Origin of the sequence: Nonomuraea antri (genome assembly GCF_013283785.1) — a bacterium.
In the GTDB taxonomy this organism is placed as follows: Bacteria; Actinomycetota; Actinomycetes; order Streptosporangiales; family Streptosporangiaceae; genus Nonomuraea; species Nonomuraea antri.
On sequence record NZ_JABCPZ010000166.1, the window covers coordinates 1 to 25,809 of the forward strand.

The 25,809-nt window shown below is 71.0% G+C and carries 24 protein-coding genes and 1 pseudogene; 14 read left to right on the forward strand and 11 right to left on the reverse strand.

Annotated features, from left to right (window positions below; genetic code table 11):
• The 7 genes and pseudogenes from HII36_RS38295 to pyrR all read right to left on the reverse strand — a co-directional run.
• Positions 1 to 171 (reverse strand): annotated as a pseudogene (locus tag HII36_RS38295) (dihydroorotate dehydrogenase); the annotation flags it as partial.
• A 50-nt stretch (positions 172 to 221) separates the two neighbouring features.
• Positions 222 to 1,088, reverse strand: a complete 867-nt coding sequence (locus HII36_RS38300) for a dihydroorotate dehydrogenase electron transfer subunit (RefSeq protein ID WP_217370489.1) — start codon at positions 1,086 to 1,088, stop codon at positions 222 to 224.
• Positions 1,089 to 1,111: 23 nt separating this feature from the next.
• A complete protein-coding gene (gene carB / locus HII36_RS38305; RefSeq protein WP_173528225.1) occupies positions 1,112 to 4,399 on the reverse strand; it encodes a carbamoyl-phosphate synthase large subunit in 3,288 nt (1,095 codons plus the stop codon).
• A complete protein-coding gene (carA, locus tag HII36_RS38310; RefSeq protein WP_173528226.1) occupies positions 4,386 to 5,492 on the reverse strand; it encodes a glutamine-hydrolyzing carbamoyl-phosphate synthase small subunit in 1,107 nt (368 codons plus the stop codon). The genes carB and carA overlap by 14 nt, the downstream gene beginning before the upstream one ends.
• Positions 5,489 to 6,775: a dihydroorotase gene (locus HII36_RS38315; RefSeq protein ID WP_173528227.1), complete on the reverse strand. Its 1,287-nt coding sequence runs from the start codon at positions 6,773 to 6,775 to the stop codon at positions 5,489 to 5,491. Before HII36_RS38315 ends, carA begins: the two co-directional genes overlap by 4 nt.
• A complete protein-coding gene (locus HII36_RS38320) occupies positions 6,772 to 7,692 on the reverse strand; it encodes an aspartate carbamoyltransferase catalytic subunit (protein WP_173528228.1) in 921 nt (306 codons plus the stop codon). The genes HII36_RS38315 and HII36_RS38320 overlap by 4 nt, the downstream gene beginning before the upstream one ends.
• Entirely contained in the window at positions 7,689 to 8,246 is a 558-nt protein-coding gene (pyrR, locus tag HII36_RS38325; RefSeq protein WP_173528229.1) for a bifunctional pyr operon transcriptional regulator/uracil phosphoribosyltransferase PyrR, read from the reverse strand. Before pyrR ends, HII36_RS38320 begins: the two co-directional genes overlap by 4 nt.
• A gap of 211 nt (positions 8,247 to 8,457) precedes the next feature.
• On the opposite strand from pyrR, the gene HII36_RS38330 reads away from it, so the two are divergent.
• From HII36_RS38330 to HII36_RS38370, 9 genes are all read left to right on the forward strand, one after another.
• Positions 8,458 to 8,691 (forward strand): DUF3040 domain-containing protein, encoded by a 234-nt coding sequence (locus HII36_RS38330; RefSeq protein ID WP_173528230.1) that lies wholly within the window; start codon positions 8,458 to 8,460, stop codon positions 8,689 to 8,691.
• 108 nt (positions 8,692 to 8,799) lie between these two features.
• Positions 8,800 to 10,215: an amino acid permease gene (locus HII36_RS38335; protein ID WP_173528231.1), complete on the forward strand. Its 1,416-nt coding sequence runs from the start codon at positions 8,800 to 8,802 to the stop codon at positions 10,213 to 10,215.
• Complete coding sequence (locus tag HII36_RS38340; RefSeq protein WP_173528232.1) at positions 10,212 to 11,456, forward strand: arginine deiminase; 1,245 nt, start codon at positions 10,212 to 10,214, stop codon at positions 11,454 to 11,456. Before HII36_RS38335 ends, HII36_RS38340 begins: the two co-directional genes overlap by 4 nt.
• A gap of 26 nt (positions 11,457 to 11,482) precedes the next feature.
• Positions 11,483 to 12,487 carry an ornithine carbamoyltransferase gene (gene argF / locus HII36_RS38345; RefSeq protein WP_173528233.1) on the forward strand — a complete coding sequence of 335 codons (1,005 nt, stop codon included), beginning with the start codon at positions 11,483 to 11,485 and terminating at the stop codon, positions 12,485 to 12,487.
• 3 nt (positions 12,488 to 12,490) lie between these two features.
• Positions 12,491 to 13,426 carry a carbamate kinase gene (arcC, locus tag HII36_RS38350; protein ID WP_173528234.1) on the forward strand — a complete coding sequence of 312 codons (936 nt, stop codon included), beginning with the start codon at positions 12,491 to 12,493 and terminating at the stop codon, positions 13,424 to 13,426.
• A gap of 10 nt (positions 13,427 to 13,436) precedes the next feature.
• Positions 13,437 to 14,858, forward strand: coding sequence for an amino acid permease (locus HII36_RS38355; protein ID WP_173528235.1), 1,422 nt, complete (start codon positions 13,437 to 13,439; stop codon positions 14,856 to 14,858).
• A complete protein-coding gene (locus tag HII36_RS38360; RefSeq protein ID WP_173528236.1) occupies positions 14,859 to 15,725 on the forward strand; it encodes a universal stress protein in 867 nt (288 codons plus the stop codon).
• 323 nt (positions 15,726 to 16,048) lie between these two features.
• The gene (gene bldD, locus HII36_RS38365; RefSeq protein ID WP_026214021.1) at positions 16,049 to 16,543 is read left to right on the forward strand and encodes a transcriptional regulator BldD; all 495 of its coding nucleotides are present in this window, start codon (positions 16,049 to 16,051) and stop codon (positions 16,541 to 16,543) included.
• Positions 16,544 to 17,253: 710 nt separating this feature from the next.
• Positions 17,254 to 17,694 carry a hypothetical protein gene (locus HII36_RS38370; RefSeq protein WP_173528237.1) on the forward strand — a complete coding sequence of 147 codons (441 nt, stop codon included), beginning with the start codon at positions 17,254 to 17,256 and terminating at the stop codon, positions 17,692 to 17,694.
• Positions 17,695 to 18,300: 606 nt separating this feature from the next.
• Here HII36_RS38370 and HII36_RS38375 read toward each other — a convergent pair.
• Entirely contained in the window at positions 18,301 to 18,747 is a 447-nt protein-coding gene (locus tag HII36_RS38375) for an SAV_6107 family HEPN domain-containing protein (RefSeq protein WP_173528238.1), read from the reverse strand.
• Positions 18,748 to 19,278: 531 nt separating this feature from the next.
• On the opposite strand from HII36_RS38375, the gene HII36_RS38380 reads away from it, so the two are divergent.
• On the forward strand, positions 19,279 to 20,484 hold the full coding sequence (locus HII36_RS38380) for a hypothetical protein (RefSeq protein WP_328808083.1): 1,206 nt from the start codon (positions 19,279 to 19,281) through the stop codon (positions 20,482 to 20,484).
• Positions 20,485 to 20,606: 122 nt separating this feature from the next.
• Here HII36_RS38380 and HII36_RS38385 read toward each other — a convergent pair whose 3' ends face one another.
• Together HII36_RS38385 and HII36_RS38390 are read right to left on the reverse strand one after the other, a co-directional pair.
• Positions 20,607 to 20,798, reverse strand: a complete 192-nt coding sequence (locus HII36_RS38385; protein ID WP_173528240.1) for a ferredoxin — start codon at positions 20,796 to 20,798, stop codon at positions 20,607 to 20,609.
• 10 nt (positions 20,799 to 20,808) lie between these two features.
• A complete protein-coding gene (locus HII36_RS38390; RefSeq protein WP_173528241.1) occupies positions 20,809 to 22,008 on the reverse strand; it encodes a cytochrome P450 in 1,200 nt (399 codons plus the stop codon).
• Positions 22,009 to 22,103: 95 nt separating this feature from the next.
• Here HII36_RS38390 and HII36_RS38395 point away from each other — a divergent pair, with 95 nt between their 5' ends.
• Positions 22,104 to 22,727, forward strand: coding sequence for a TetR/AcrR family transcriptional regulator (locus tag HII36_RS38395; protein ID WP_173528242.1), 624 nt, complete (start codon positions 22,104 to 22,106; stop codon positions 22,725 to 22,727).
• Positions 22,728 to 22,771: 44 nt separating this feature from the next.
• Positions 22,772 to 23,623 (forward strand): hypothetical protein, encoded by an 852-nt coding sequence (locus HII36_RS38400; RefSeq protein WP_173528243.1) that lies wholly within the window; start codon positions 22,772 to 22,774, stop codon positions 23,621 to 23,623.
• Between the two features lie 24 nt (positions 23,624 to 23,647).
• Here the strand turns inward: HII36_RS38400 and HII36_RS38405 are convergent, their stop codons facing one another.
• Positions 23,648 to 24,511, reverse strand: a complete 864-nt coding sequence (locus HII36_RS38405) for a L,D-transpeptidase family protein (RefSeq protein WP_328808084.1) — start codon at positions 24,509 to 24,511, stop codon at positions 23,648 to 23,650.
• Positions 24,512 to 24,610: 99 nt separating this feature from the next.
• Here HII36_RS38405 and HII36_RS38410 point away from each other — a divergent pair, with 99 nt between their 5' ends.
• Together HII36_RS38410 and HII36_RS38415 are read left to right on the forward strand one after the other, a co-directional pair.
• The gene (locus HII36_RS38410) at positions 24,611 to 25,087 is read left to right on the forward strand and encodes a YbaK/EbsC family protein (protein ID WP_173528244.1); all 477 of its coding nucleotides are present in this window, start codon (positions 24,611 to 24,613) and stop codon (positions 25,085 to 25,087) included.
• Between the two features lie 10 nt (positions 25,088 to 25,097).
• The gene (locus HII36_RS38415) at positions 25,098 to 25,685 is read left to right on the forward strand and encodes a GNAT family N-acetyltransferase (RefSeq protein ID WP_173528245.1); all 588 of its coding nucleotides are present in this window, start codon (positions 25,098 to 25,100) and stop codon (positions 25,683 to 25,685) included.
• Positions 25,686 to 25,809: the final 124 nt, after the last annotated feature.

Here is a 25,809-nt window from a genome sequence, read left to right on the forward strand (position 1 = left end):
GGGGCGTCCGGCGCGGGGGGCCATGGTGATCGAGCGGGTGGTCAGCGCGCCGAGGCGGTGCAGGTCGAAGAACTGGGCCAGCTCACGGCCCGAGCCGGCGCAGCCGGCGGCCGTGGTGATCGGGTTCGCGAGCTCCACATGCGCCAGAAAAGTCCGCATATCAACCGACATGCCCGGCACCGTCCTCACGAGTCGCCCCGCCGAGGGTGCCGCGCCTTGCGTCAACCGACATGCCGTGTCCCGCCTCCGGGGGCGCCGAGCGCGTCGAACGGGATCGTTCCCACGTCCTCGAACCGCACCCGCTCCCCGCGGAACACCGGGCCCTCGGCGCACGCCCGGACCATCCTGGTGGCGCCGTCGTCGCCGATGACCGGCAGCACGCACGTCATGCACACCCCGATCCCGCAGGCCATCGACTCTTCCACGGCCACCTGCACCGGGATGTCGAACTCCATCGCCACCGCCGTCACCGCGCGCAGGGTGCGCATCGGGCCGCAGGCGTAGACGGCGTCGGCCCGGGTGTCGGCGATCACCGACGGCAGCGCGTCGGTGACCTTGCCGCGCAGTCCGAGCGAGCCGTCTTCGGTGGTCAGCGTGGTGGTCTCGGCCATCCTGCGGGCCCGCATGGCGCCGAACACGCGGTCGGCGCCCGCGCCGCCGAGCACGAAGTCGACCCGGCAGCCGCGCGCCAGCAGCGCGTCGGCCAGCGGGAACAGCACGGCCGAACCGTACTCGGCGCCCACCAGCACGCAGTGCACCGGGTCGCGCGGCAGCGGGAACGGCCGGCCCAGCGGCCCGACCAGGTCGAGCGTGTCGCGGGCGCGGCGCTCGGCCAGCCAGGCCGTGCCGGGCCCGCTCACGGTGAAGACGAGCTCCACCGTGCCGCCGTAGTCGGACTTGACGTCGTGGATGGAGAAGGCGCGCCGCGTCACCATGGACGTGTGCGCCCCTCCGACCGCGACCGAGACGAAATGGCCGGGGCGGTAGCGCTCGGCGATGCCGGGCGCCACCACGGTCAGCGCATGGTAGGCGTCAACGCGGCGCGTCGTCAGCACCGTGCCCGTCACCTGCACCGGAGTGCCAGCCAGTCGTCTTCACCTCCCGGGTGGGGTCAGCCCCTGAGCGCCAGCGCGTGTTCCTGCAGCGACCGTACGCCGACATCGCCCCGCACGATGGCCTGAATGCCCGCCGCGGCGGCGGCGAGACCGGAGACCGTGGTGATGCACGGGACGCCGCGCAGCACGGCGGCGGTGCGGATGTCGTATCCGTCGAGCCGCGGGCCCGACTGGCCCGGGCTGCCGAACGGCGTGTTGACGATCAGGTCGACCTCGCCGTCGAGGATGTGCTGCACGATCGTCGGCTCACCTCCGGGACCCGTCCCCTCGCTCTGCTTTCGCACGATCTTGGCATGGACGCCGTTGCGGCGCAGCACCTCGGCCGTGCCCTCGGTGGCCAGGATCTCGAATCCGAGATCGGCGAGCGCCTTCACAGGGAAGATCATCGCACGCTTGTCCCTGTTGGCGACGGACACGAAGGCGCGTCCCCTGGTCGGAAGCTCACCGTAGGCCGCGGCTTGGGACTTGGCATACGCGATGCCGAAGAACTCGTCGATGCCCATGACCTCGCCGGTCGAGCGCATCTCCGGGCCGAGCACGATGTCGACGCCGCGGAAGCGGTTGAACGGCAGCACCGCCTCCTTGACCGCGATGGACGCCCCCAGCGGCAGCGTGCCGCCGTCGCCCGCGGCCGGCAGCATGCCCTCGGCGCGCAGCCCGGCGATCGTGGCGCCGAGCATGACCCGGGCCGCGGCCTTGGCCAGCGGCACCGCCGTGGCCTTGGACACGAACGGCACGGTCCTGCTGGCGCGCGGGTTGGCCTCCAGGACGTACAGGACGCCGGCGGACATGGCGTACTGGACGTTGAGCAGCCCGCGCACGCCCACGCCGCGCGCGATCGCCTCGGTGGCGGCGCGGATGCGCTTGATGTCGTTGGAGCCGAGCGTGATGGGCGGCAGCGCGCACGCCGAGTCGCCGGAGTGGATGCCGGCCTCCTCGATGTGCTCCATGACGCCGCCGAGGTACAGCTCCTCGCCGTCGAACAGGGCGTCGACGTCGATCTCGATGGCCTCGTCGAGGAACTTGTCGACCAGCACCGGGTGGCCGCCCTCCTGGGCCGCCATGTACGTGGTGAGCGTCTCGTCGTCGTACACGATGGCCATGCCGGCCCCGCCGAGCACGTACGAGGGCCGCACCAGCACCGGGTAGCCGATCTCCTCGGCGATCTCCAGCGCCTCGGAGACGGTCAGCGCGGTGCCGTGCTTGGGCGCGGGCAGGCCCGCCTCGGCCAGCACCCGGCCGAACGCGCCGCGCTCCTCGGCCAGGTGGATCGACTCGGGCGAGGTGCCGACGACCGGGACACCGGCGTCCTTGAGCGCCTGGGCCAGGCCGAGCGGCGTCTGCCCGCCGAGCTGCACGATCACGCCGGCGACCGGGCCGGTCTGCTGCTCGGCGTGCACGACCTCCAGGACGTCTTCCAGCGTGAGCGGCTCGAAGTAGAGCCGGTCGGAGGTGTCGTAGTCGGTCGAGACGGTCTCGGGGTTGCAGTTGACCATGACGGTCTCGAACCCGGCCCGCGACAGCTCGAACGAGGCGTGCACGCAGGCGTAGTCGAACTCGATGCCCTGGCCGATGCGGTTGGGACCGGACCCGAGGATGATGACCTTCTGCCGCTCGCCGTAGGGGACCTCGCTCTCCTCGTCGTAGGTCGAGTAGAGGTACGGGGTCTTGGCGGCGAACTCGGCGGCGCAGGTGTCGACGGTGTTGTAGACCGGGCGCAGGCCGAGCGCGTGGCGCAGGTCGCGCACGCGGGCCTCGTCGATGCCGCGGATCTCGCCGAGCTGGGTGTCGCTGAAGCCGTGCCGCTTGGCGCGTTCGAGCACCTCGGCGGTCAGCTCGGGCGCCGCGGCGACGGCCGTGGCCTCCTCGTCGAGCAGGAAGAGCTGGTCGATGAACCACGGGTCGACGTTGGTCGACTCGAACAGCTCCCCGGGCGTGGCGCCGGCCCTGATGGCCTGCTGCATGGTGCGCAGCCGGCCGTCGTGCGGGGTGCGGCAGCGCTCGAGCAGGTCGTCCTTCGCCTCGGCGTCGCCGGCCCAGGAGAAGGAGGAGCCCTTCTTCTCCAGCGAGCGCAGCGCCTTCTGCAGCGCCTCGGGGAACGAGCGGCCGATCGCCATGGCCTCGCCCACCGACTTCATGTGCGTGGTGAGCGTCTGGTCGGCGCCGCGGAACTTCTCGAACGCGAACCTCGGCACCTTGACCACGATGTAGTCGAGCGTCGGCTCGAAGGAGGCCGGGGTCTCCTTGGTGATGTCGTTCGGGATCTCGTCGAGCGTGTAGCCGATGGCCAGCTTGGCGGCGATCTTCGCGATCGGGAAGCCGGTGGCCTTGGACGCCAGCGCCGACGAGCGCGACACGCGCGGGTTCATCTCGATGACGATCATGCGGCCGGTGCGCGGGTTGACCGCGAACTGGATGTTGCAGCCGCCGGTGTCGACGCCGACCTCGCGGATGACCGCGATGGCCACGTCGCGCATGTTCTGGTATTCACGGTCGGTCAGGGTCAGCGCGGGGGCGACGGTGACGCTGTCGCCGGTGTGCACGCCCATCGGGTCGATGTTCTCGATGGAGCACACGATGACCACGTTGTCGGCCTTGTCGCGCATGACCTCGAGCTCGTACTCCTTCCAGCCGAGGATGGACTCCTCCAGGAGCACCTCGGTGGTCGGCGAGGCGTCGAGGCCGGCGCCGGCGATGCGGCGCAGGTCGGTCTCGTCGTAGGCGAAGCCGGAGCCGACGCCGCCCATGGTGAACGAGGGCCGCACGACCAGCGGGTAGCCCAGCTCGCCCACGGCGGCCAGGCATTCGTCCATGGTGTGGCAGATGACCGACTTGGCCGATTCGGCGTTGAGCCCGTGCTCGCGGGCGACCTTGGCCACGATCCCCTTGAACCGCTCGCGGTTCTCGCCCGCCTGGATCGCGTCGAAGTCCGCGCCGATCAGCTCGACCTCGTACTTCTCCAGCACGCCCGCCTCGTGCAGGGCGACCGCGGTGTTGAGCGCGGTCTGGCCGCCCAGCGTGGGCAGCAGCGCGTCGGGCCGCTCCTTGGCGATGATCTTCTCGACGAATTCGGGGGTGATCGGCTCGACGTACGTGGCGTCGGCGAACTCCGGGTCCGTCATGATCGTGGCCGGGTTGCTGTTGACCAGGATGACGCGGAAGCCCTCGGCCCGCAGCACCCGGCAGGCCTGCGTGCCCGAGTAGTCGAACTCGCACGCCTGCCCGATCACGATCGGCCCGGAGCCGATGACCAGGACGGACTTGATGTCCTCACGCTTGGGCACGGCGCATGACCTCACAGAACTCGTCGAAGAGATAGGCGGCGTCGTGGGGGCCTGCGGCGGCCTCCGGGTGGTACTGGACGCTGAAGGCGCTGCCGTCGATCAGGCGCAGCCCCTCGACGCAGCGGTCGTTGAGGTTGACGTGGCTGACCTCGGCCGGCCCGTACGGCGTCTCGAACGGGCCGTCCAGCGGCGCCTCGACGGCGAAGCCGTGGTTGTGCGCGGAGATCTCCACCTTGCCGGTGCGCAGGTCCTGCACCGGCTGGTTGACGCCGCGGTGGCCGTAGCGCAGCTTGTACGTGGACAGGCCGAGCGCCCGCCCGAACAGCTGGTTGCCGAAGCAGATGCCGAAGAACGGCACCTTGGCCGCCAGCACCTCGCGCAGCGCCGACACGTCGGCGGTGGCCGGGTCGCCGGGGCCGTTGGAGAAGAACACGCCGTCGGGCTCGACGGCCATGATCTGCTCGTACGTGGCCCCGGCCGGCAGCACGTGCACCTCGCAGCCGCGCTCGGCCATGCGGTGCGGGGTCATGCCCTTGATGCCCAGGTCGACGGCGGCGACGGTGAACCGCTTCGCGCCGACGGCCGGGACGACGTAGGTCTCGGCGGTGGCCACCTCGGCGGCCAGGTCGGCGCCGGCCATCTGGGGCGCCTGGCGGACCCGTTCGACCAGGTCCTCGACCGGCACGGACGGCGCGGAGAAGATGCCCGCGCGCATCGCGCCGCGCTCGCGCAGGTGCCGCGTGAGCGCCCGGGTGCCCGAGATCGCGATGCCGACGACGCCCTGCTCCTTGAGGTAGTCGTCGAGCGAGCGGTCGGCCCGCCAGTTGGAGACGACGCGCGACGGCTCGCGCACCACGTAGCCGGCCACCCAGACGCGGCCCGACTCGGGGTCTTCGTCGTTCACGCCGGTGTTGCCGATGTGCGGCGCGGTCATGGCGACGATCTGCCGGTGGTAGGAGGGGTCGGTGAGGGTCTCCTGGTAGCCGGTCATGCCGGTGTTGAAGACCATCTCGCCGAACGTCTCGCCTTCGGCGCCGTAGGGGGTTCCGTGGAAGACACGTCCGTCTTCCAGGACGAGCACCGCAGCGTTCACACCAGCTTCCCTTCGAGTACGGTCGGCGTGCCACGCAGGAACGTGGCCACGACCCGGCCAGGCAACTCCATCCCCTCGTAGGGGGTGTTCCGGCTCTTCGACGCGAAGGCGGACGGGTCCACCTTCGTCCTGACGGACGGGTCGTAGAGGGTGATGTTGGCCGGGGAGCCGACCTGCAGCGGCTGCCCGTGGCCGGGCAGGCGGCCGATGCGCGCCGGCGTGAGCGACATGCGCTCGGCCACGCCCGCCCAGTCGAGCAGCCCGGTGTCGACCATCGCCTCCTGCACCACGCTGAGCGCGGTCTCCAGCCCCACCATGCCCATGGCGGCGGCCGACCACTCGGTCTCCTTGTCCTCGACCGGGTGCGGGGCGTGGTCGGTGGCGACCACGTCGATGGTGCCGTCGGCCAGCGCGGCGCGCAGCGCCTCGACGTCGGCGCGGGTGCGCAGCGGCGGGTTGACCTTGTAGATCGGGTTGTAGGCGCCGACCGGCGACTCCTCGACCAGGTCGTCGGTGAGCAGCAGGTGGTGCGGGGTCACCTCGGCGGTGACGTTCCAGCCCTTGGACTTGGCCCAGCGCAGGATCTCGACCGAGCCCGCGGTGGAGACGTGGCAGACGTGCAGCCGGGAGCCGACGTGCGCGGCCAGCAGGCAGTCGCGGGCGATGATCGCCTCTTCGGCCACGGCCGGCCAGCCGCTCAGGCCGAGCCTGCCGGAGATGACGCCCTCGTTCATCTGGGCGCCGGTGGTGAGCCTGGGCTCCTGGGCGTGCTGGGCGACGACGCCGTCGAACGCCTTGACGTACTCCAGGGCGCGGCGCATCAGCACCGCGTCGTCGACGCACTTGCCGTCGTCGGAGAAGACGCGCACGCGGGCCGCGGAGTCGGCCATCGCGCCGAGCTCGGCGAGCTGCCTGCCCTCCAGGCCGACGGTGACGGCGCCGACCGGCTGCACGTCGCAGTGGCCGAACTCGCGGCCGAGCCGCCAGACCTGCTCGACCACGCCGGCGGTGTCGGCGACGGGCGAGGTGTTGGCCATGGCGTGCACCGCGGTGTAGCCGCCGCGGGCGGCGGACTGGGTGCCGGTCTGCACGGTCTCGGCGTCTTCGCGGCCGGGCTCGCGCAGGTGGGTGTGCAGGTCGACCAGGCCGGGCAGCGCGATCGCGCCGCCGCCGTCGATCGTCTCCGCGCCCTCCAGGCCCGGGCCGATCTCGGCGATGCGGCCGTCCTCGACGCGGATGTCGACGGCCTCGCCGCCCAGGATGCGAACGTTCTTGATGATCACTGCGAGATCTCTCCCCCGAGCAGCAGGTACAGCACGGCCATGCGGATGGTCACCCCGTTGGCGACCTGCTCGACGATCGTCGAGCGCGGGGAGTCGGCCACCTCGGCGGCGATCTCCATGCCCCGGTTCATCGGGCCGGGGTGCATGACGATGGCGTCGTCGGGCATCTTGGCGAAGCGGTCGCGGTCGAGGCCGTAGCGGCGCGAGTACTCGCGCTCGCTGGGGAAGTACGCGGCGTTCATCCGCTCCTTCTGCACCCGCAGCATCATCACCACGTCGGACTTGGGCAGGACCGCGTCGAGGTCGTAGGAGACCTCGCACGGCCAGGTGCCGACCGAGACGGGCAGCAGCGTGGGCGGGGCGACCAGGGTCACCTCGGCGCCCAGCGTGGCCAGCAGCAGCACGTTGGAGCGGGCGACGCGGCTGTGCAGCACGTCGCCGACGATGGTGACCTTGCGGCCTTCCAGGCCGCCCAGGCGGCGGCGCATGGAGAAGGCGTCGAGCAGCGCCTGGGTGGGGTGCTCGTGGGTGCCGTCGCCGGCGTTGACGACGCTGCCGCGCACCCAGTTGGCCAGGCGGTGCGGCGCGCCGGAGGCGCCGTGGCGGATGACGACCGCGTCGGCGCCCATGGCCTCCAGGGTGAGCGCGGTGTCCTTGAGCGATTCGCCCTTGGACACGCTCGACCCCTTGGCCGAGAAGTTGATGACGTCGGCCGACAGGCGCTTGGCCGCGGCCTCGAAGGAGATGCGGGTGCGGGTGGAGTCCTCGAAGAACAGGTTCACCACGGTGCGTCCGCGCAGCGTCGGCAGCTTCTTGATGGATCGTTCCGAGACCCTGGCCAGTTCCTCGGCGGTGTCGAGGATGAGCAGCGCGTCGTCCTTGGTGAGGTCGCCGGCGGAGATCAGGTGACGCTTCACTGGGCGTCCTCCTTCATGAGCAGCACGGCGTCGCGTCCGTCGGTCTCGGTGAGGTAGACCTTCACCTTCTCGCTCTTGGCCGTCGGCAGGTTCTTTCCGACGTAGTCGGCGCGGATGGGCAGCTCGCGGTGCCCGCGGTCGACCAGCGTGGCCAGCTGCACGGCGGTCGGGCGGCCGAGGTCGTTGAGCGCGTCGAGCGCGGCGCGGACGGTGCGGCCGGAGTAGAGGACGTCGTCGACGAGCACCACGATCTTGTCGTCGATGCCGTCGGCGGGCAGCTCGGTGCGGCCGAGCGGACGGGCCGGCTTGAGCCGCAGGTCGTCGCGGTACATCGTGATGTCGACCGAGCCGACGGGGATCTTGACCCCTTCGAACTGCTCGATTCGCTCGGCGAGCCGGTGTGCCAGCGTGGCGCCGCGGGTCGGGATGCCGAGCAGGACGACGGCTCCGGCTCCCTTGGTCCGCTCGAGGATCTCGTGCGCGATCCGGGTCAGAGCCCGGTGGATGTCGGGGCCTTCGAGTACGGCCCGCGAATGGCGCGCGAATTCGGACATGAGGTATCTCACCACCTTTCCCGCCTCACGGGACGGGTCTTAAAAGGGTGTTGGTCGGGACACACAGTACCAGGCGCTACCAGCCACAATGCGGGGGGACCCGGTTCGGCGGCGGCCCCGGGGACGCGCGCGGCCCGCCGGCCTCGGCAGAGTTGGCCAAACAGCACAAAACCGGATAAAACCTACCCAAGTCTCATCCGGGGAGGTTCGCATGGCGCTGTCCGCACACGAACGAGCGGCACTCGACGCCATCGCGCGCCACCTCGGCGACAGCGACCCCACCCTGGTACGCAGCCTGGCAGAACACGGCGAGGGCGAGGTCACCGCCGAGCGGCTGCCCTCGCTCTGGGACGGCTGGCCCGCGCTGATCGCCGTCGTCCTGGCCGCCTTCAGCCTGCTGCTGCTGTTCGCCGGATCTCCCGACGCCGCCGCCGCGATCAGGTAATTTCCCGGCCGCCCCTCGTGTCAACACCCTCCGCCCCGGGCACGTCACTCTGAGTCGCAAGCAGGTGGGCTGCGGCTTTCTGGGGGACATCGGTGCCGGGGGGCACGCATGGGGGAACCGCGGCCACCGGCCGGCGGCGTCACGACGACCGCGCGCGAGGAGGGCGCTCCCGCGGCCGGGAGCCTGGGCCTCGGCTCGGCCGTCGCGCTGATCGTCGGCAACGTCGTGGGCACCGGCATCTTCCTGCTGCCCACCTCGCTGGCCGCGTTCGGCACGGTCAGCCTGGTCGCGATGGTGGTCGTGACGATCGGGGCCGTCGCGATGGCGATGGTCTTCGGCCGGCTCGGCGCGCGCATCCCCGAGGGCGGCGGCCCGTACGCCTACGCGCGTGAGGCGTTCGGCGAGTTCGCCGGGTTCTGGATCGCCTGGTCGTTCTGGCTGACCGCGTGGATCGGCAACGCCGCCATCGCGGTGGCCTGGGTCGGCTACGTGCAGTACTTCGCCAGGCAGGTCTTCGGCCTGAACTGGGCCGGCGTGCTCGGCTCGATCGTCATCGGGCTGGTCGGGGTGTGGATCCCGGCCCTGGTCAACCTGCGCGGCACCAGGAACGCGGCGGCCTTCCAGGTCGTCACCACCGTGCTGAAGTTCGCGCCGCTGCTGTTCGTGGCGGTGGTCGGGCTGTTCTTCGTGCGCACCGCCAACTTCGGCGCGTTCAACGCCACCCACGACAACTGGGTCGGCGCGATCTCCATGGCCGGCGCGGTGACCCTGTTCATCTACTCCGGCGTGGAGAGCGTGGCCATCGCCGCCGAGAAGATCAAGGACCCGGCGCGCAACATCGGCCGGGCCAGCGTCGTCGGCGTGCTGGCCTGCGCCGTGCTGTACCTGCTGAGCACGGTCGCGGTCATGGGCACGGTGCCGCACGGGCGGCTGGTCAACTCCACCGCGCCGTTCGCCGACGCGCTCAACACCATGTTCGGCGGCTCGATGGGCGGGGTGCTCATGGCCGCCTGCGCGATCGTCTCCGGCATCGGCGCGCTGAACGGCTGGACGCTGCTGGTCGCCGAGATGCCGATGGCCGCGGCCAGGGACGGCATGTTCCCCAAGGGCTTCGGCCGGGTCTCGCGGCGCGGCGCGCCGGTCACCGGCATCCTCGCCGGCACGATCCTGACCTCGCTCATGCTGCTGATCGGCTACGCCTCGGAGAACGCCTTCAACACGATCGTGCTGCTGGCCTCGTTCACCACGGTCATCCCGTACTTCTTCTCGGCCGCCGCGCAGATCTTCTGGCTCACCACCCGCACGCGCGAGGTCGACCGGGGGCGGCTGGGGCGCGATCTGGTGGTGGCGGTGCTCGCGCTGCTGTTCGCGTTCTGGATGGCGTACGGGTCGGGGGCGGAGGCGGTGCTCGGCGGCACGCTGATGCTGCTGGTCGGGGTTCCGGTCTACGTCTGGTTGAAGTCACAACGCGGCGAGTACGGCCCGCGTGACGTACGCGCTTCCAAGGGGATGAAGCAAACATGACGTTCCATGTCGATTCCGAGGTGGGCCGGCTGCACCAGGTGCTGCTGCACAAGCCGGAGCTGGCGCTCAAGCGGCTCACCCCGACGAACAAGGACCAGTTCCTCTTCGACGACGTGCTGTGGGTGCAGCGGGCGATGGAGGAGCACGAGGAGTTCCAGCGGGTGCTGCGCGATCGCGGCATCCGCGTCTACATGCTGGCCGACCTGCTCAGGGAGACCGTCGACCTGCCCGAGGCACGCAAGCACATCCTCGACGCGGTCATCGACGAGCGCTTCCTCGGCCCGCTGGCGATCGACGACATCCGCAACACGCTCGACGGCATGGACTCCGCCACCCTGCAGACGCACCTGACCGGGGGCATCACCAAGCGGGAGCTGATCGAGCTGGGCTGCGACCCCAAGTCCGTGGTCTACCACACCATGGGCGAGACGGACTTCGTGCTGCCGCCGCTGCCGAACCACCTGTTCACCCGCGACACCTCCTGCTGGATCTACGACGGCGTGGCCATCAACGCGATGCGCAAGAAGGCCCGCATGCGCGAGACGGTCAACCTGGAGGCCGTCTACATGTACCACCCGCTGTTCGCCGACGGCTTCGGCCGGCCCGAGCGGGGCGGCTTCCACTGCTGGATGCCCGGCCAGGCGTTCGCGCCCGCCACCATGGAGGGCGGCGACGTGCTGGTCATCGGGCGCGGCGCGGTGCTGATCGGGATGAGCGAGCGCACCCAGCCGCAGGCCGTGGAGATGCTCGCCCAGCGGCTGTTCCAGGCCGGCTCGGCGCGGAAGATCGTCGCGCTCGACATGCCGAAGGCGCGGGCGTTCATGCACCTCGACACCGTCATGACCATGCTGGACGTGGGCGTGTTCACCAAGTACGCGGGCCTGGGCATGCTGCCGGCGTACACGATCGAGCCGGGCGCCACCGACAAGGAGCTCAAGGTCACCGACCATCCGCCGCAGGACATGCACCGGGCCATCGCCCACGCGCTCGACATGCCGGACATCACGGTGCTCACCGCCGTCCAGGACGTCTACGCCGCCGAGCGCGAGCAGTGGGACGACGGCTGCAACGGCCTGGCCGTCGAGCCCGGCGTGGTGATCGCCTACGAGCGCAACACCACCACCAACAACTACCTGCGCGAGCACGGCATCGAGGTCATCACCATCCGGGGCAGCGAGCTCGGCCGCGGGCGCGGCGGCCCGCGCTGCATGAGCTGCCCGCTCGAACGCGACGGCATCTGAACGGCACACTCAAGGGGGCTTCACCGATGGGTTTCAACCTGCGTAACCGCAGCTTCCTCAAGGAGCTCGACTTCACGCCCGAGGAGTTCGGCTTCCTGCTGCAGTTGTCGGCCGAGCTGAAGAAGGCCAAGTACGCCGGGGTCGAGCAGCAGCGCCTGACCGGCAAGAACATCGCGCTGATCTTCGAGAAGACCTCGACCCGCACCCGCTGCTCGTTCGAGGTGGCCGCCTACGACCAGGGCGCGCACGTCACCTACCTCGACCCGACCGGCTCGCAGGTGGGGCACAAGGAGTCGGTGCGCGACACCGGCCGGGTGCTCGGCCGCATCTTCGACGGCATCGAGTACCGGGGCAGCAAGCAGGACTACGTGGAGCTGCTGGCGCGGGTGTCGGGCGTGCCGGTGTGGAACGGGCTGACCGACGAGTGGCATCCCACCCAGATGCTGGCCGACGTGCTCACCATGCAGGAGCACAGCGACAAGCCGCTGCGCGAGATCTCCTACGCCTACCTGGGCGACGCGCGCAACAACATGGGCAACTCGCTGCTGGTGACCGGCGCCATGTTCGGCATGGACGTGCGCCTGGTCGGCCCCAAGACGCTGCAGCCCGACGAGGAGCGGGTGGTGGGCCCGGCCAAGCGGCTCGCCGAGACCACCGGGGCCAGGCTCACCGTCACCGACGACGTGGCGCAGGGCGTCAAGGGCGTCGACTTCCTCTACACCGACGTGTGGGTGTCGATGGGCGAGCCGAAGGAGGTCTGGGACGAGCGGATCAAGCTGCTGCTGCCGTACCAGGTCAACGAGAGCGTGGTGCGGGCCACCGGCAACCCGTACGTGAAGTTCATGCACTGCCTGCCCGCGTTCCACAACCGGGAGACCATCGTCGGCGAGGACGTCTTCCAGAAGACGGGGCTGGAGGCGCTGGAGGTGACCGACGACGTCTTCGAGGGCCCGCGCTCGATCGTCTTCGACCAGGCGGAGAACCGGCTGCACACGATCAAGGCCATCATGGTCGCCACCCTGGGGGACTGACGGATGCGCGTCATCGTCGCACTCGGGGGCAACGCGCTGCTGCGGCGCGGCCAGAAGCCCGACGCCCAGGCCCAGATGGACAACGTGTGCGCGGCCGTCAAGACGCTCGCCAAGCTCGCCGAACAGCACGAGCTGGTCATCACCCACGGCAACGGCCCGCAGATCGGCGTGCTGGCCCTGGAGAGCGCCGCCGACCCGAACCTGAGCCGCCCCTACCCCTTCGACACGCTCGGCGCGGAGACCCAGGGCATGATCGGCTACTGGATGCAGCAGGCGCTGCAGAACGCGCTGCCGGGCAGGCAGGTGCTGGCCATGGTCACCCAGACCCTGGTCACCGCCGTCGACCCGGCCTTCGACGACCCGACCAAGTTCGTCGGCCAGGTCTACGAGGAGGACGAGGCCGAGAAGCTGGCCCACGAGTACGGCTGGACGATCAAGCCGGACGGGCAGTACTGGCGGCGCGTGGTGCCCTCCCCCGCGCCGCAGCGCATCGTGGAGACCAGGCTGATCCGCAAGATGATCCGCGAGGGCGTGGTCGTGGTGTGCGCGGGCGGCGGCGGCATCCCGGTGGTGCGCGACGCGCAGGGCCGCCTGACGGGCGTCGAGGCGGTCATCGACAAGGACCTGACCGCCTCGATGCTGGCCGAATCGCTCGAATGCGACGCCTTCCTCATCCTGACCGACGTGCCGCGCGTCATGCGCGACTTCGGCACGCCGCGGCAGAGCGAGATCGCCCACACCACGCCGCACGAGCTGCGCGCGATCGAGTTCCCGGCCGGCTCGATGGGGCCCAAGGTGGAGGCGGTCTGCCGGTTCGTCGAGACCACCGGCGACATGGCCGCCATCGGCAGACTCGACGAGGCCGAACGCATACTCGAGGGCACCGCGGGCACGATCGTCACGCCCAACGGCAGGTGGCCGCTGACGAGCACCCTGTGAGGGGGTCGTGATGGCACTGGCGCAACGGTTGTTCCGCACCAAGCCGACCGAGCGGATCGTCGAGGAGGGCGGGCAGGGCGAAGGCGGCGAGCTGCGCCGCACGATGTCGCTGTGGCAGCTCACGCTGTTCAGCGTCGGCGCCACGCTCGGCACCGGCATCTTCGTCATTCTCGGCCAGGCCGTGCCCAAGGCCGGCCCGGCCGTGGTGCTGGCGTTCGTGCTGGCCGCGGTCACGGCGCTGTTCTCCGCGCTGTCGTACGCCGAGCTGGCCGGGACGATCCCGGTGTCCGGCTCGTCGTACTCCTACGCCTACGCGACGCTGGGCGAGCTGGTGGCATGGGTGTGCGGCTGGTGTCTCATGCTGGAGTACGCGGTGTCGGTGGCGGCGGTGGCCGTCGGGTGGGGCGAGTACCTGAACGCGTTCCTCCAGAGCCTGTTCGGCTGGGCGCTGCCCGACGCCATCACCCACTCCCCCGGGCAGAGCGGCGGCGTGGTGAACGTCACCGCGATCCTCATCGTGCTCCTGGCCCTCTGGCTGCTGCTGCGCGGCGCCTCGGAGAGCGCCACCGCGAACGTGATCTTCGTGCTCATCAAGATCGTAGTGCTGCTGTTCTTCTGCGTGGTGGCGTTCACCGGCTTCCAGTCCGGGAATTTCGCGCCGTTCGCCCCCATGGGGGTGGCCGGCGTGACGGCCGCGGCCTCGCAGGTGTTCTTCTCCTACATCGGCTTCGACGCCGCCTCCACCGCCGGTGAGGAGGCCAAGAACCCGAAGCGGGACCTGCCGCTGGCGATCATCTTGTCGCTGGTCATCGTGACGACCGTGTACGTGCTGGTCGCGGTGGCCGCCGTCGGCGCGATGCCGTGGCAGCAGTTCGACGAGGAGAGCACCGAGGCCAGCCTGGCCTACATCGTGAACCTGGCCACCGGCGCCACCTGGCCGGGCCTGATCGTCTCGTTCGGCGCGGTGATCGCGATCGCCAGCGTCGTGCTGACCGTCATGTACGGCCAGACCCGCATCCTGTTCGCCATGTCGCGCGACGGGCTCATCCCCCGGATCTTCCAGCGGGTGAACCCGCGCCACCAGGTGCCGGTGGCCAACACGCTCATCGTGGCGGCGTTCATCGCGGTGCTGGCCGGGCTGGTGCCACTGGGCCAGCTCGCCGAGGCCACCAGCATCGGCACGCTGTTCGCCTTCACCATCGTCAACATCGGCGTGCTGGTGCTCCGCCGCCGCAGCCCCGACCTGCCGCGCAGCTTCCGCGCCCCGCTGTTCCCGCTGACGCCGGTGCTCGGCGCGATCTTCTGCGGCATCGTCATGGCCGGCCTGGCCGCGGTGACCTGGGCGGCCTTCGGCCTGTGGATGCTCGCCGGCCTGATCTGCTACTTCCTGTACGGCTACCGCCATTCGCGGCTGAACGCCGAGGTGCGTTAGATGAAACTCCGCAAGATCCTGGCCGGATTCATCCCCGAGCCCCGCGGGCGCGACGGGCTGGCCCTGGCGATCGTGCTCGCCGGGCAGGCCAGGGCGCACCTGACCGTGGCCACCGTGCCGCCGCCCGTCTGGTCGACCCCGGGCCCGGCCAGGGCGGACGAGAGCGCCTGGCGGGCGTACCTGAAGGAGCAGACCGCGGCCACGCTGGAGCAGGCGAAGGCGATCGCCGGCGAGGAGGCCGACTACGTCTCGACGACGAACCGGGGCAGCGGGCGCGGCCTGGTGGACCTGGCGCGCAAGCGCGAGGCGGACGTGGTCGTGATCGGCTCGGCGCCGGGCGGCGCGAAGGGGCGCATCACCGTCGGCAGCACCGCCGACCAGCTCCTGCACTCCTCCTCGGTGCCGGTGCTGCTGGCGCCGCGCGGCTACGGCGACGAGCCGCCGGCCGCGTTCGAGCGGATCACCGTGGCCTACCGGCGCGGCCCGGGCGCGGACGCGGCCGTCAAGCAGGCGGCCAAGGCCGCGGCCGAGCTCGACCTCCCGCTGCGGCTGGTCACGCTGGTGGTCAGCAGCGGCAGGCGGGCCAAGATCGAGGAGGAGATGCTGGTACGGCTGCGCGACCAGGCGGCGGCCGACCTGCGCGCGGCGGCCCGCGGCCAGCGGCGGCGGCTGAACGTCGAGGTGGAGGTGCTGGAGGGCAGGAACGTGGCGGCGGCCATGAGCGCGACGCCCTGGCTGCCCGGCGAGCTGATCATCTGCGCCTCCAGCGACACGGGGCCGCTGCGCCGGGTCTTCCTCGGCGACACCTCGATCAAGATCGTCCGGGCCGCTACCTGCCCCGTCATGATCCTCACCCGGGAGACGTGACTCCGGGAGCCGAGGGTTATGAAGGATTCTCGCAACTCGGCAATCTCTGACGAAGTAGTGTTACCAGTGGGACATGAGGGGCGATTGCCGCGATCCTTCGCGGACCGGATTCGGCATCTTTTTTCCAATCAGCTTGACCTCCGGCTTCCTCCCCTTTACCGTCACTGTGCGTAACCACACCGCGCGGCGTTCTGGGGTAAACCCAGGGCCATGGCTACCGATGGTGCCGAGCCTGGCACCGTACCCCCCGGTGGCTCGGGCATTCGCCGCAAGGGAGCACAATCTACTGAGAGCGATACATACGAGAGCCGGGGGGCCAAACGATGCCGTCTGAGTACGCAAAGTCGCTGGGTGCACGACTTCGCGCCATCCGCACCCAGCAGGGCCTGTCCCTGCACGGAGTCGAAGAGAAGTCGCGCGGCCGCTGGAAAGCCGTGGTGGTGGGGTCGTACGAGCGTGGCGACCGCGCGGTCACGGTGCAGAAGCTTGCCGAGCTTGCCGACTTCTACGGGGTGCCCGTCTCCGAGCTGCTGCCCGGCGGCGCCGCGCCGAGCCCGCTCGGCCCGACACCCAAGCTTGTGATCGACCTGGAGAGGCTTGCGACGCTGCCGAAGGAGAAGGCGGGGGCCCTGGCCCGCTACGCCGCCACCATCCAGAGCCAGCGTGGCGACTACAACGGCAAGGTGCTGTCGATCCGCCAGGAGGACCTGCGCTCCCTGGCCGTGATCTACGACAAGTCGCCGAGCGAGCTGACCGAGGAGCTCATCAGCTGGGGCGTCCTGGACGCCGAGGCCCGCAGGGCCGTCGAGTCCTTCTGACCCACCGCCGGGGGGCCCGGCCCCCCGGCACACCGGCGCTCGTCACGCGGGTGCGGCCCCTGCGCGAACCGCGTGCGCTCACGGCCCAGCCACTCCCTGGTCAGCCGCACCCCGTGATCCGCTCCACCAGGACGAGCGCGCGCTCCCGCCACGTCGCGCCCGAAGACCGACTGCTCCCAGATCGCGACGGAACGCCGCCCGCAGACCGGCTCCGGCCCGAACAGCAGGCCCGCCGGCTGGGACGGGCCACCGGCCGGCTCGGCGCCCCACCGGTGGCACACTTCCGCCCGCCTCTGGCGTAGTGCAGGTCGGTCGTAGTGCCGCATCACGTCCCCGCTCCACAAGGACACCGCCGCTCCGCCCGCGAACAGGCGACAGGCACGGCAAGTCCTCCGAACCGGTCCAGTCGCCGGGCTCCACCACCAGGAACCACGGGCCGCACTCACCGATGACCAGCGCTTGCCGTGGCCGGACCGCTGAACGCGCGGCGCAGCACCGGAGGGCTCTCCCCCAACGCGACGGCCACCCCCGCCACGCTCGCAGCACGACACCAGGTGATGCACACGTCCGGAAGGCCGAGCTCCGCCACCGTGGACGCTAAGGGGCCAGCTGGGCAACCTACGCTCCGGCGCCTCCGACTCATCTCCAAGGCGGGCACAAGTGCGTCCGGATATCTCTGGGAGGACCGTTCACCCCTCCCGGAGGTTCCCATGCCCGCCCACGCTCCCGCCCGTACCCGCGTCCTGACCGTCCTGGCGTCCGCCGCGCTCGCACTCACCGCCGCCACCACCGCCACCGCCTCGGCCACGGCCGCCGACCCCACGTCGTGGCGCTGGGGCGCCATCCACTCCACCGACGGCATGGCCACCGCCTGGGGCAAGGTCGCCGTCGGCCAGTCCGGCCTGGTCGTGTACGGCAACCTGGACGACACCTACGGCAAGCGCTGCTCCTGGGCCCTGATCCGCTACCAGAGCGCCACCAACGGCCGCTGGCGCACGCACGGCATCTACAACTGCCAGGCCGGCACGGGCACGTTCCGCAAGGGTGTCGGCGCGGCCATGCAGATCAAGATCCAGGTCTGCCGCGGCACGGCCACACGCCCGATCAACAAGTGCTCCCGCTGGAAGACCGTCTACACCCAGGGCGGCTGACCCCCCACCTCCCCCGCGCCACGCTACAGGCGTGGGCGCGCGCGTGAGCGTGCGTGTGAGCGCGCGTGTGAGCGCGCGTGTGGGCGTGACCATGGGCGTGGGCGTGGGAGCTACGCAACGGGTCGACAAGTGGTGCGGCGCGGCCGATGGTCGCGAGCCCTCGGTCGAGAACGTCGGCTCCCTGGCGCGCGCCGAGCGACCGGCTGCGGGCCCAGGATGCGGCCCGGATTCAGTCGACCTGCCATCCATGGCCTACTACGGACCCAGGCTGTGGCCGCCCGTCTGCGAGCAGCCTGCCACGGATTCAGGCTGCGGCCCGGATTGCGGCCCACCTGCCGTGGACGCGACCCGTGGCCGGCCTACCGCGAGCAGCAAACTGTGGCTGACCTTCGGCGGGCAGCAAGCTGTGGCCGATCTGCTGCGGGCAGCCCGCTGCGGGCGGCGCGCCCAAATGGGCCGAGTGGGACGTGGTCCCCTCGGCTCATGTTCCTCCTTCGTCGGCCCCGCCTGCGGCGCCACCTGCCTGGGCCGTGCGAAGGGCATCTGATCGGGGCGGGGCCGACCCCGCCGCGTCGTCCCTGTCCGGGGTGCCCTGACGCGGCGGGGTCAGCCCGCTAGAGGGACCTCTACGGGCAGCGGCGGCTGGACGGGCACGCCGAGCAGGTCTTCGATCGTGGACACGAACGTCTCGGCCTCGGCCAGCAGCTCTTCGGCGTCGGCCGCGCTCACGCCGCGCACCACCCCCGCCTCCGCGCGCGCCCGCTTGGCGGCGCTGACGGAGAAGTAGGCGGCCCATTCCGCCAGGTGGGGCTCGGCCTCGGGGAGGAGGTCCCAGGCGCTGCGCAGGCGGCGCCGGCGGCCCTCCATCGGACGGGGACGTGCGGCCAGGATCGCCGCCGCCGCGCGCAGCGCCGCCAGGTGCGCCGCCACATATCGGGAAGCCGGGGTGCGAGCGGCCGCCGCCTCCGCCAGGCAGGAACGTGCGTCTGTCAGATGGGCCCGGACCGCAGGCGACAGCCGGGGCCCGTTGGTGTCTCTAGGCCTTGGTGCCATCTTGCGCGCCTCCTTGGAGTCATGGGCGGCTGCCGGCGTCTCCACCGGTGAAGCCAACACTTGCAGACCCCACCGACATTTCCGCCGGGCCGGCCGGACGAGGAGCTTCCCCTCTCCCCGTCCGGCCAGGACGAGCCCAACTCGTCTCCGCCGACGACGAGGACGCGCCCCTTGCCCGTGGAACCTGGCCGCGGGACTCGCTTGGGGAAGCGATGGCCCGCGACCAGGTTCTTTCGACGTGAGCCGCGAGCCTCACGCCACTAGGTCGAACATAATTTCGATCACGCTCGGTGTCAACCGATTCCACGAACACAGGTTCGATGACCATGAACGCGACCAGGGCCGGGGCCTCGATCGAGCCCGCGAAGACAGGAACGGCGTTCTGCGTCAAGATGGGGGCCACACCGCCTCCTCGCCGCCCGTGCGTGCGGCCCCACGCGTCTCCGCCGCCGGCGGCCGCGGGGAGCGGCGTCGGAGCACCTCGCACCTACGATTGCGGTCCGGGCCGGAATGAGTGAGAGGGAGGCACGGGTGGGTATCGTCATCGGGGTCGTCGGCCCGCACGACCTGGTCGACGATGTCGCGGCCGTCTGCGAGGAGCATCCGGGCGTCAGCACGCTCCGCCTCGACTACGACCACGAGTCGCAGGCGCCGGCGATCGTCGAGGCTCACGCGTCCGCCGTCGAGGGGTGGCTGTTCACCGGCATCGTGCCGTTCACGCTCTCCCGTGACGCCGAGACGCTCACCCGTCCGGCGGCGTTCGTCGACTACGCGGGCTCGACGCTGCTCAGCGCCCTGGTACGCCTCCAGCACCAGGGCCACGACGTCACCCGGCTGTCGATCGACACGCTGACGGCCGGCGACGTCCACACCACCTTCGCCGAGGCCGGGCTGCCGACCTCGGAGCTGCGCACGCTGCCGTACCGGCCGGGCCTGACCTCCAAGCGGGCCGTCGACTTCCACCGCAAGGGGCCGCCGCACCCGGCGATCACCTGTCTCGGCTCGGTGCACGAGGCGCTGCGGGCCGACATGCGGGTGCTGCGCCTGACCCCGTCCGTGCACTCGGTGCGGGCCGCGCTGCGCAGGCTCCTGCTGACCGCGGAGAGCCAGGCGCAGGAGGACGCGCAGATCGCGCTCGGCCTCATCGAGGTGGACCATTCCGAGGGGCTGCTGCGCGAGGCCACCGCGCTGGGCGGCACGCTGGCGGCCTTCCGCGGCGGCGTGCACCTGCTGGTCACCACCCGCGGCCCGCTGAACGACGCCACCTGCGGGTTCATCGGGCTGCCCATGCTGGCCCGGCTGGCCGCGCAGAACGACACCGTACGCGTGGGTTTCGGCCTCGGGCGCAGCGCGGCGGAGGCGGAGAGCCTGGCCCGCCGGGCGCTGGCCAGGGCGCGGCGCATCGGCCGGGTGGCCGCGGTGCTGTCGCTGCGCGCCGACACCGACCTGGTGCTGGACTCGGCCACCTGGACGCCGCCTGGACGCAGGAACCTGACCGTCATCGCGCGCCGCGTGGGCCTGTCGGTGCCGACGCTGGAGAAGCTCATCGAGGCCCGCGCCGCGGCCGGGGACGAGCCGCTGACCACCCGCGAGATCGCCGACCGGCTCGCGGTGCAGCAGCGCACGGCGCGGCGGATGTTGCGCCGGCTGGAACTGGCCGGGCTGGCCGAACGCACCGGCAACCTGACCAGCGGCTCCAGCGGCCGGCCGCTGACGCTCTACCGCCTCACCCTCTGACCCACCCGATTACGGCCCGGACCGTAACCCCAGGCTAAACCCGAGGCCACGCCGTAACCCAAGGCGGCGGCCCGCCACGCGGATGCGCGACGGGCCGCCCTACGCCGGGGAGTCGGGAAAGGTCAGGACACCGAGAGGGCTCCGGACGGGCAAAGGGTCACCGCACGGCGCACCGCGTCCTCGGCGCCCTCCGGCGGCGTCTTCTGCAGCAGCACGACCAGCCCCTCGTCCTCGCTCTGGTCGAACACCTCCGGCACCGTCAACGCGCACATGCCCGCTCCGATGCACACCGACGTATCAGCATTGATCTCCATGACGACTTGCCTACCAGGTGACAGGGAGGCTGTGCACCCCGTAGATGCTCATGTCGGAGCGCATCGGCACCTCCTCGGGTGGTACGGCCAGGCGCAGGCGAGGAAATCTGCGCAGCAGCGCGGGGTAGGCGATGCGCATCTCGGCCCGGGCGAGCTGCTGGCCGAGACACTGGTGGACGCCGTGGCCGAAGGTGAGATGCCCGCCGGCGGGCCTGGTGACGTCGAGGTGCTCGGCGTCGGGGAAGCGCGACGGGTCGCGGTTGGCGGCAGGCAGGTGCACGGTGACCGTCTCGCCCGCCTTGACCAGGGTGCCGTCGATCTCGACGTCCTCCAGCGCGGTTCTGATGGGGCCGAGGTGGATGATCGTCAGGTGGCGCAGCAGCTCCTCGACGCCGTTGTCCACCACCGACGGGTCGTCGCGCATGGCGGCGAGCTGGGCGGGGTTGGTGAGCAGCGCGTACGTGCCGAGCCCCAGCATGTTCGCGGTGGTCTCGTGCCCGGCCACCAGCAGCAGGAACGCGACGCCGGTCAGCTCCTCGTCGGTCAGCTCGCCGCTCTCGACCAGCCCGCTGAGCAGATCGTCGGCGGGTTCGGCGCGCTTGCGCTGGATGAGCCCGTACAGGTAGGCCGACATCCTGGTCAGGGCGGCGATCACGTCGTCGGCCTTGGTCTCCAGCCTGACCAGCGCCTGGGAGTCGGCCTGGAAGCGGCCGCGGTCCTCGTACGGCACGCCGAGCAGTTCGCAGATGACCAGCGACGGGATCGGCAGCGCGAACGCCTGCACCAGGTCGGCGGGACCGCCGGCGGCGGCCATCTCGTCGAGGCAGGCGGCGGTGATCTCCGCGATCCTGGGTTCGAGCTGCTTCATCCTGCGTACGGTGAACTGCCCGGTCAGCAGCTTGCGGTAGCGGGTGTGCTCGGGCGGGTCGGTGCGCAGGAAGAACCCGGGCGGCACCTTGAAGTCCTCTCTGCGCAGCTCCATCCGCGAGGCCAGCGGCGGGTGCATGCGCTCGGGACGGTTGCTGAAGCGCTGGTCGGCCAGTACGGCGCGGGCGGCCGAGTAGCCGGTCACCAGCCAGCCGAGATGCCCGTCGGCGTAGGTCATGCGGTGCATCGGGGCCTGTTGTCGCAGCCGCGTGACTTCGTCGGGCGGGTCGAGCGGCCGCTGGCGGGTGGTCGGCAGGGTCGGCGCGGATGTCGGGTCGGTCATGGCGCGATCTCCTCTCTGCTCCTTCCCAGAAGACCTCATTGGCTGCAAAATTGCAATGAGTGAAAAAAGTGTCGCCATGAAGTACAGTTCCGGACATGGTGGGATTGCGGGAGCGCAAGAAGCAGCGCACGCGCGGAGCGCTGATCGAGGCCGCGCTCCGGCTGTTCGACGAGAAGGGCTTCGCCGAGACCACGCTCGCCGAGATCGCCGCGGCGGCGGAAGTGTCGACGCGGACGTTCTTCAGCTACTTCGCCGGCAAGGAGGACGTGGTCTTCTACGACAGCGAGGAACGCATGGAGCTGGTCATCGCGCTGGTGCGGGCGCCCAGGCCCGGCGAGGGCCCGGCCGACCTGCTGCTGCGGCTGATCGGCGACAGCATGTCGTGGGAGAGCACGACCGACGGCTTCGAGCACGCGGCCACGCGCATCAACCTGATCATGAACGAGCCCACGTTGCAGGCCCGCGCGCTCCACCTGCTGTTCGACGGCCAGCTCCGGCTGGTGGAGGCGTTGCGCGAGGCGTACGCGTACCGGATCGACCCGGTCACGGCGGCGGCCGCGGTGGGCGGGCTGTTCGGCGCGGTGAAGCTGGCCGTGATGGCCAGCGTCGCGGCGGACGGCTCGCTCGAGCAGGTGCGGGAGGCGGCGCTGCGGGCGGCCGGCATCACCGCGCGGGGGCTGCACGCCGTGCTCCCCCACCCCGACCGGTCCGAGGCCTGAGCGCACGTGCGGCGGAATGTCCGCATATAGGCCATAATTCCCGAATGACTCCGGAAGAAGCCGCCCGGCACAAGACCGTGCGGGTACGCGCCGGCGCCGCCGCCGACCCCGCCGCCGGCCAGGCCGTGCTCGCGCTCCTGGCCGCGGACCCCTCGCCCATGGTGCGCCGCGCGGTCGCCCGCCGGAGGGACGCCGCCCCCGAGACGCTGCTCACGCTGGCCGGCGACCCGGACCGGCGGACCAGGCTGGCGCTGGTGGACAATCCCGCCTGCCCGCCGGGCGCGCTGCACGTGCTGGCGGAGGACGCGCACGGGCCGATCCGCTGGAGCGTGCCGCCCCACCCCGGCCTGGACGACGACGTACGCCGCGCCGTCCGCGCTTCCGCCGACCCGATCATGCGCCGCCTGCTGGCCGGGGGCGGCGACCTGGACGACGAGAGCATCCAGGCCCTGCTCCACGACCCCGAACCCGAGGTCAGGGCCGCGCTCGCGGCCCACACCCGCGACGCGTCCGCGCTGGCCGCGCTCGTGGCCGACCCGCACGAGCCGGTGCGGGCCAGGGCGGCGGAGAACCGGCTGCTGACCGCGGGTCAGCGCCTGGCCCTGATCCAGGACCGGCACGCGTCCGTGCGGCACGCGGTGGCCTGGTTCCAGCTGCTGGACGAGGACGAGCTGCAGGTGCTGGCGCACGACCGGGCCGCGAGGGTCCGGCGGGCGCTGGCGAGTTCGCACGCCACGCCCGGCCACGTCCTGCGCCTGCTGACGGCGGACCCGGACGAGATCGTCGCACTCCAGGCGCGGACCATGCTCGCCGCCCCGCGGCGGGACAAGGAGTCCTTCCGCAGGTTCCTGAGGAGCGGCCGTCAAGGCACGTGGACCAGCTCCCACACGGTCTGAGACGGCGAGCGCGGGCCGGCGCGCTCAGCGCCGGAACTTGCCTCGCACGTGCACCGGGACGCCCTTGCCGAGCATGGCGGGCAGGGTCTCCGCGACGTTCATCGGCAGCCGGACGCACCCGTGCGAAGCTGGGTACAGAGGCACGGACAGCGCGCCGTGGAAGGCGATGCCGCCGTTGAAGAAGATCGGGTTGTACAGCTCACCCAGGTACGACTTGTGCCAGCCACTGGCCCGCCAGGTGGTCCGGTAGTCGCCCGTGGGCGTGCGGGCCGAGCCGCAGAAGCGCTGCTCCTTGCCCTGCCAGACGGCCGTCTCGCAGTACGGGACGCCGCTGCCCGAGGAGATGTGGGTGATCAGCTCCTGCTGCCCGTCGACGTACAGGACCATGATCTGCTTGCTCAGGTTCACCTCGGCGCGGGTCGCCTTGCCGCCGGGCACCAGCACCTTGGGCGTCTTGGGGCTCTCCAGCGCGGCCCAGGTGCGCGAGCCGATCGTGCTCGACGGCTTGAGCCCGTTGACCTTCTGGAACGCCCACACCGCGGCGAGCGTGGTGCCGCCGTAGCGGCCGTCGACCTTGCCCGGACGGTAGTTCAGCTCGGTCAGGCGGGTCTGCAGCCACTTCACGGCCTTGCCCTTGGCGCCGAGCTTGAGCTTGTCCTTCGGCGCGGTGACCTGGGGAGCGGCGGTACGCGAGGGAACCGCGAGGGCCCCGGCGCTCGGCGCGGCGGCCGACGCGGCTGACGTGGCCGGGCGCGTCATGTCAGGTGCGGCGCCCGTCGCCCGCGGCCGTTCGGCCTGCGTGCCGCAACCCGTGAGCACGACGGCCCCGGCTGTCAGCAGAGCCGTCAGAAGAGCAGGAGCCATCCCGGGCAGCCGGTGAGCCCTCACCTGTACCACCTCTCATATGCCTAACAAACGGATCAAAGGACCCTACACCACCATCGAGAATCGGTAATCGAGTGTGCTCACCTTGTTTAGAGTGTGTCCATGTCTGAGAAGTTGCCTGGTAATGCCGTCGTCGTCGAAGCCGCGCTACGGGCGCTGGGCGCGTCCGGGGAGATCGTGGTGCTGCCGGAGAAGGCGCCGACGGCGGCCACCGCGGCCGCGCAGCTCGGCTGCGAGGTGGGCGCGATCGCCAACAGCCTGATCTTCGACGCCGACGGCGCCCCGCTGCTGGTCCTCACCAGCGGCGCGCACCGCGTGGACGTCGGCCTGATCGCCCGCACGGCCGGGGTGGAGAGCGTGCGGCGGGCCACGCCGGAGTTCGTCCGCACGGCCACCGGGCAGCCGATCGGCGGCGTCGCGCCGGTGGGCCATCCGGCCCCGGTGAGAACCCTGGTCGACACCTGGCTGAGCAAGCACGACGTGGTGTGGGCGGCCGGCGGGCACCCGATGACGGTGTTCCCGACCACCTTCGACGAACTGGTGCGCATCACCGGCGGCACCCCCGCGGACGTCGAGTAGTGTGCGTCGCGTGATCGAATTTCGCGGGGCGGGTCCGGCCGAGTTCAGCGAACGGCTCGACTCGGTGATCGACATTTACACCGCCGCCATGAACCCGCCCCCGGACCAGATCACGGGCCGCAAGACCATAATGCGAAATCACGGCACTTACCCCCTTTTCCAATGCTATTTCGCGGAATTGCGAGAAGCATCACCCGAAGAGGAGGAAAAGCGGCCGAGCGCGCAGCAGCCGGAGATCGTGGGTTTCGCCTACGGGTTCCGCGGCGCACCCGGGCAGTGGTGGCACGACGTGGTGTTCCGCGCACTGGAGGACCAGGCGGGCCGCGAGGCGGCCATGGCCTGGCTCGGGCACGCCTTCGAACTGGCCGAGATCCACGTGCACCCCGACTACCAGGGCAAGGGCATCGGCCGGGCGATGATCAGGACGCTGTGCGCCGGCCGTCAGGAACGTTCCGCCGTGTTGTCCACCCACGACCGGCCGACCGCGGCCCGGCACCTGTACGCGAGCATGGGATTCACCGATCTGCTCGCCCAGTTCGTCTTCCCCGGCGGCTACGAGCATTACGCGATCGTGGGCCGGCCGCTGCCCCTGGCCTGACGGGCGTTTTCCTGAGCGCGCTTTGATGCGCCCGGGGCGTTTCCATGACCGGCGCGTTTGCCCGCCGATGACCCTGGGCAAGATTCATTACAGAAGGTGACGGCCCGTTTACTCTGAGGCGACC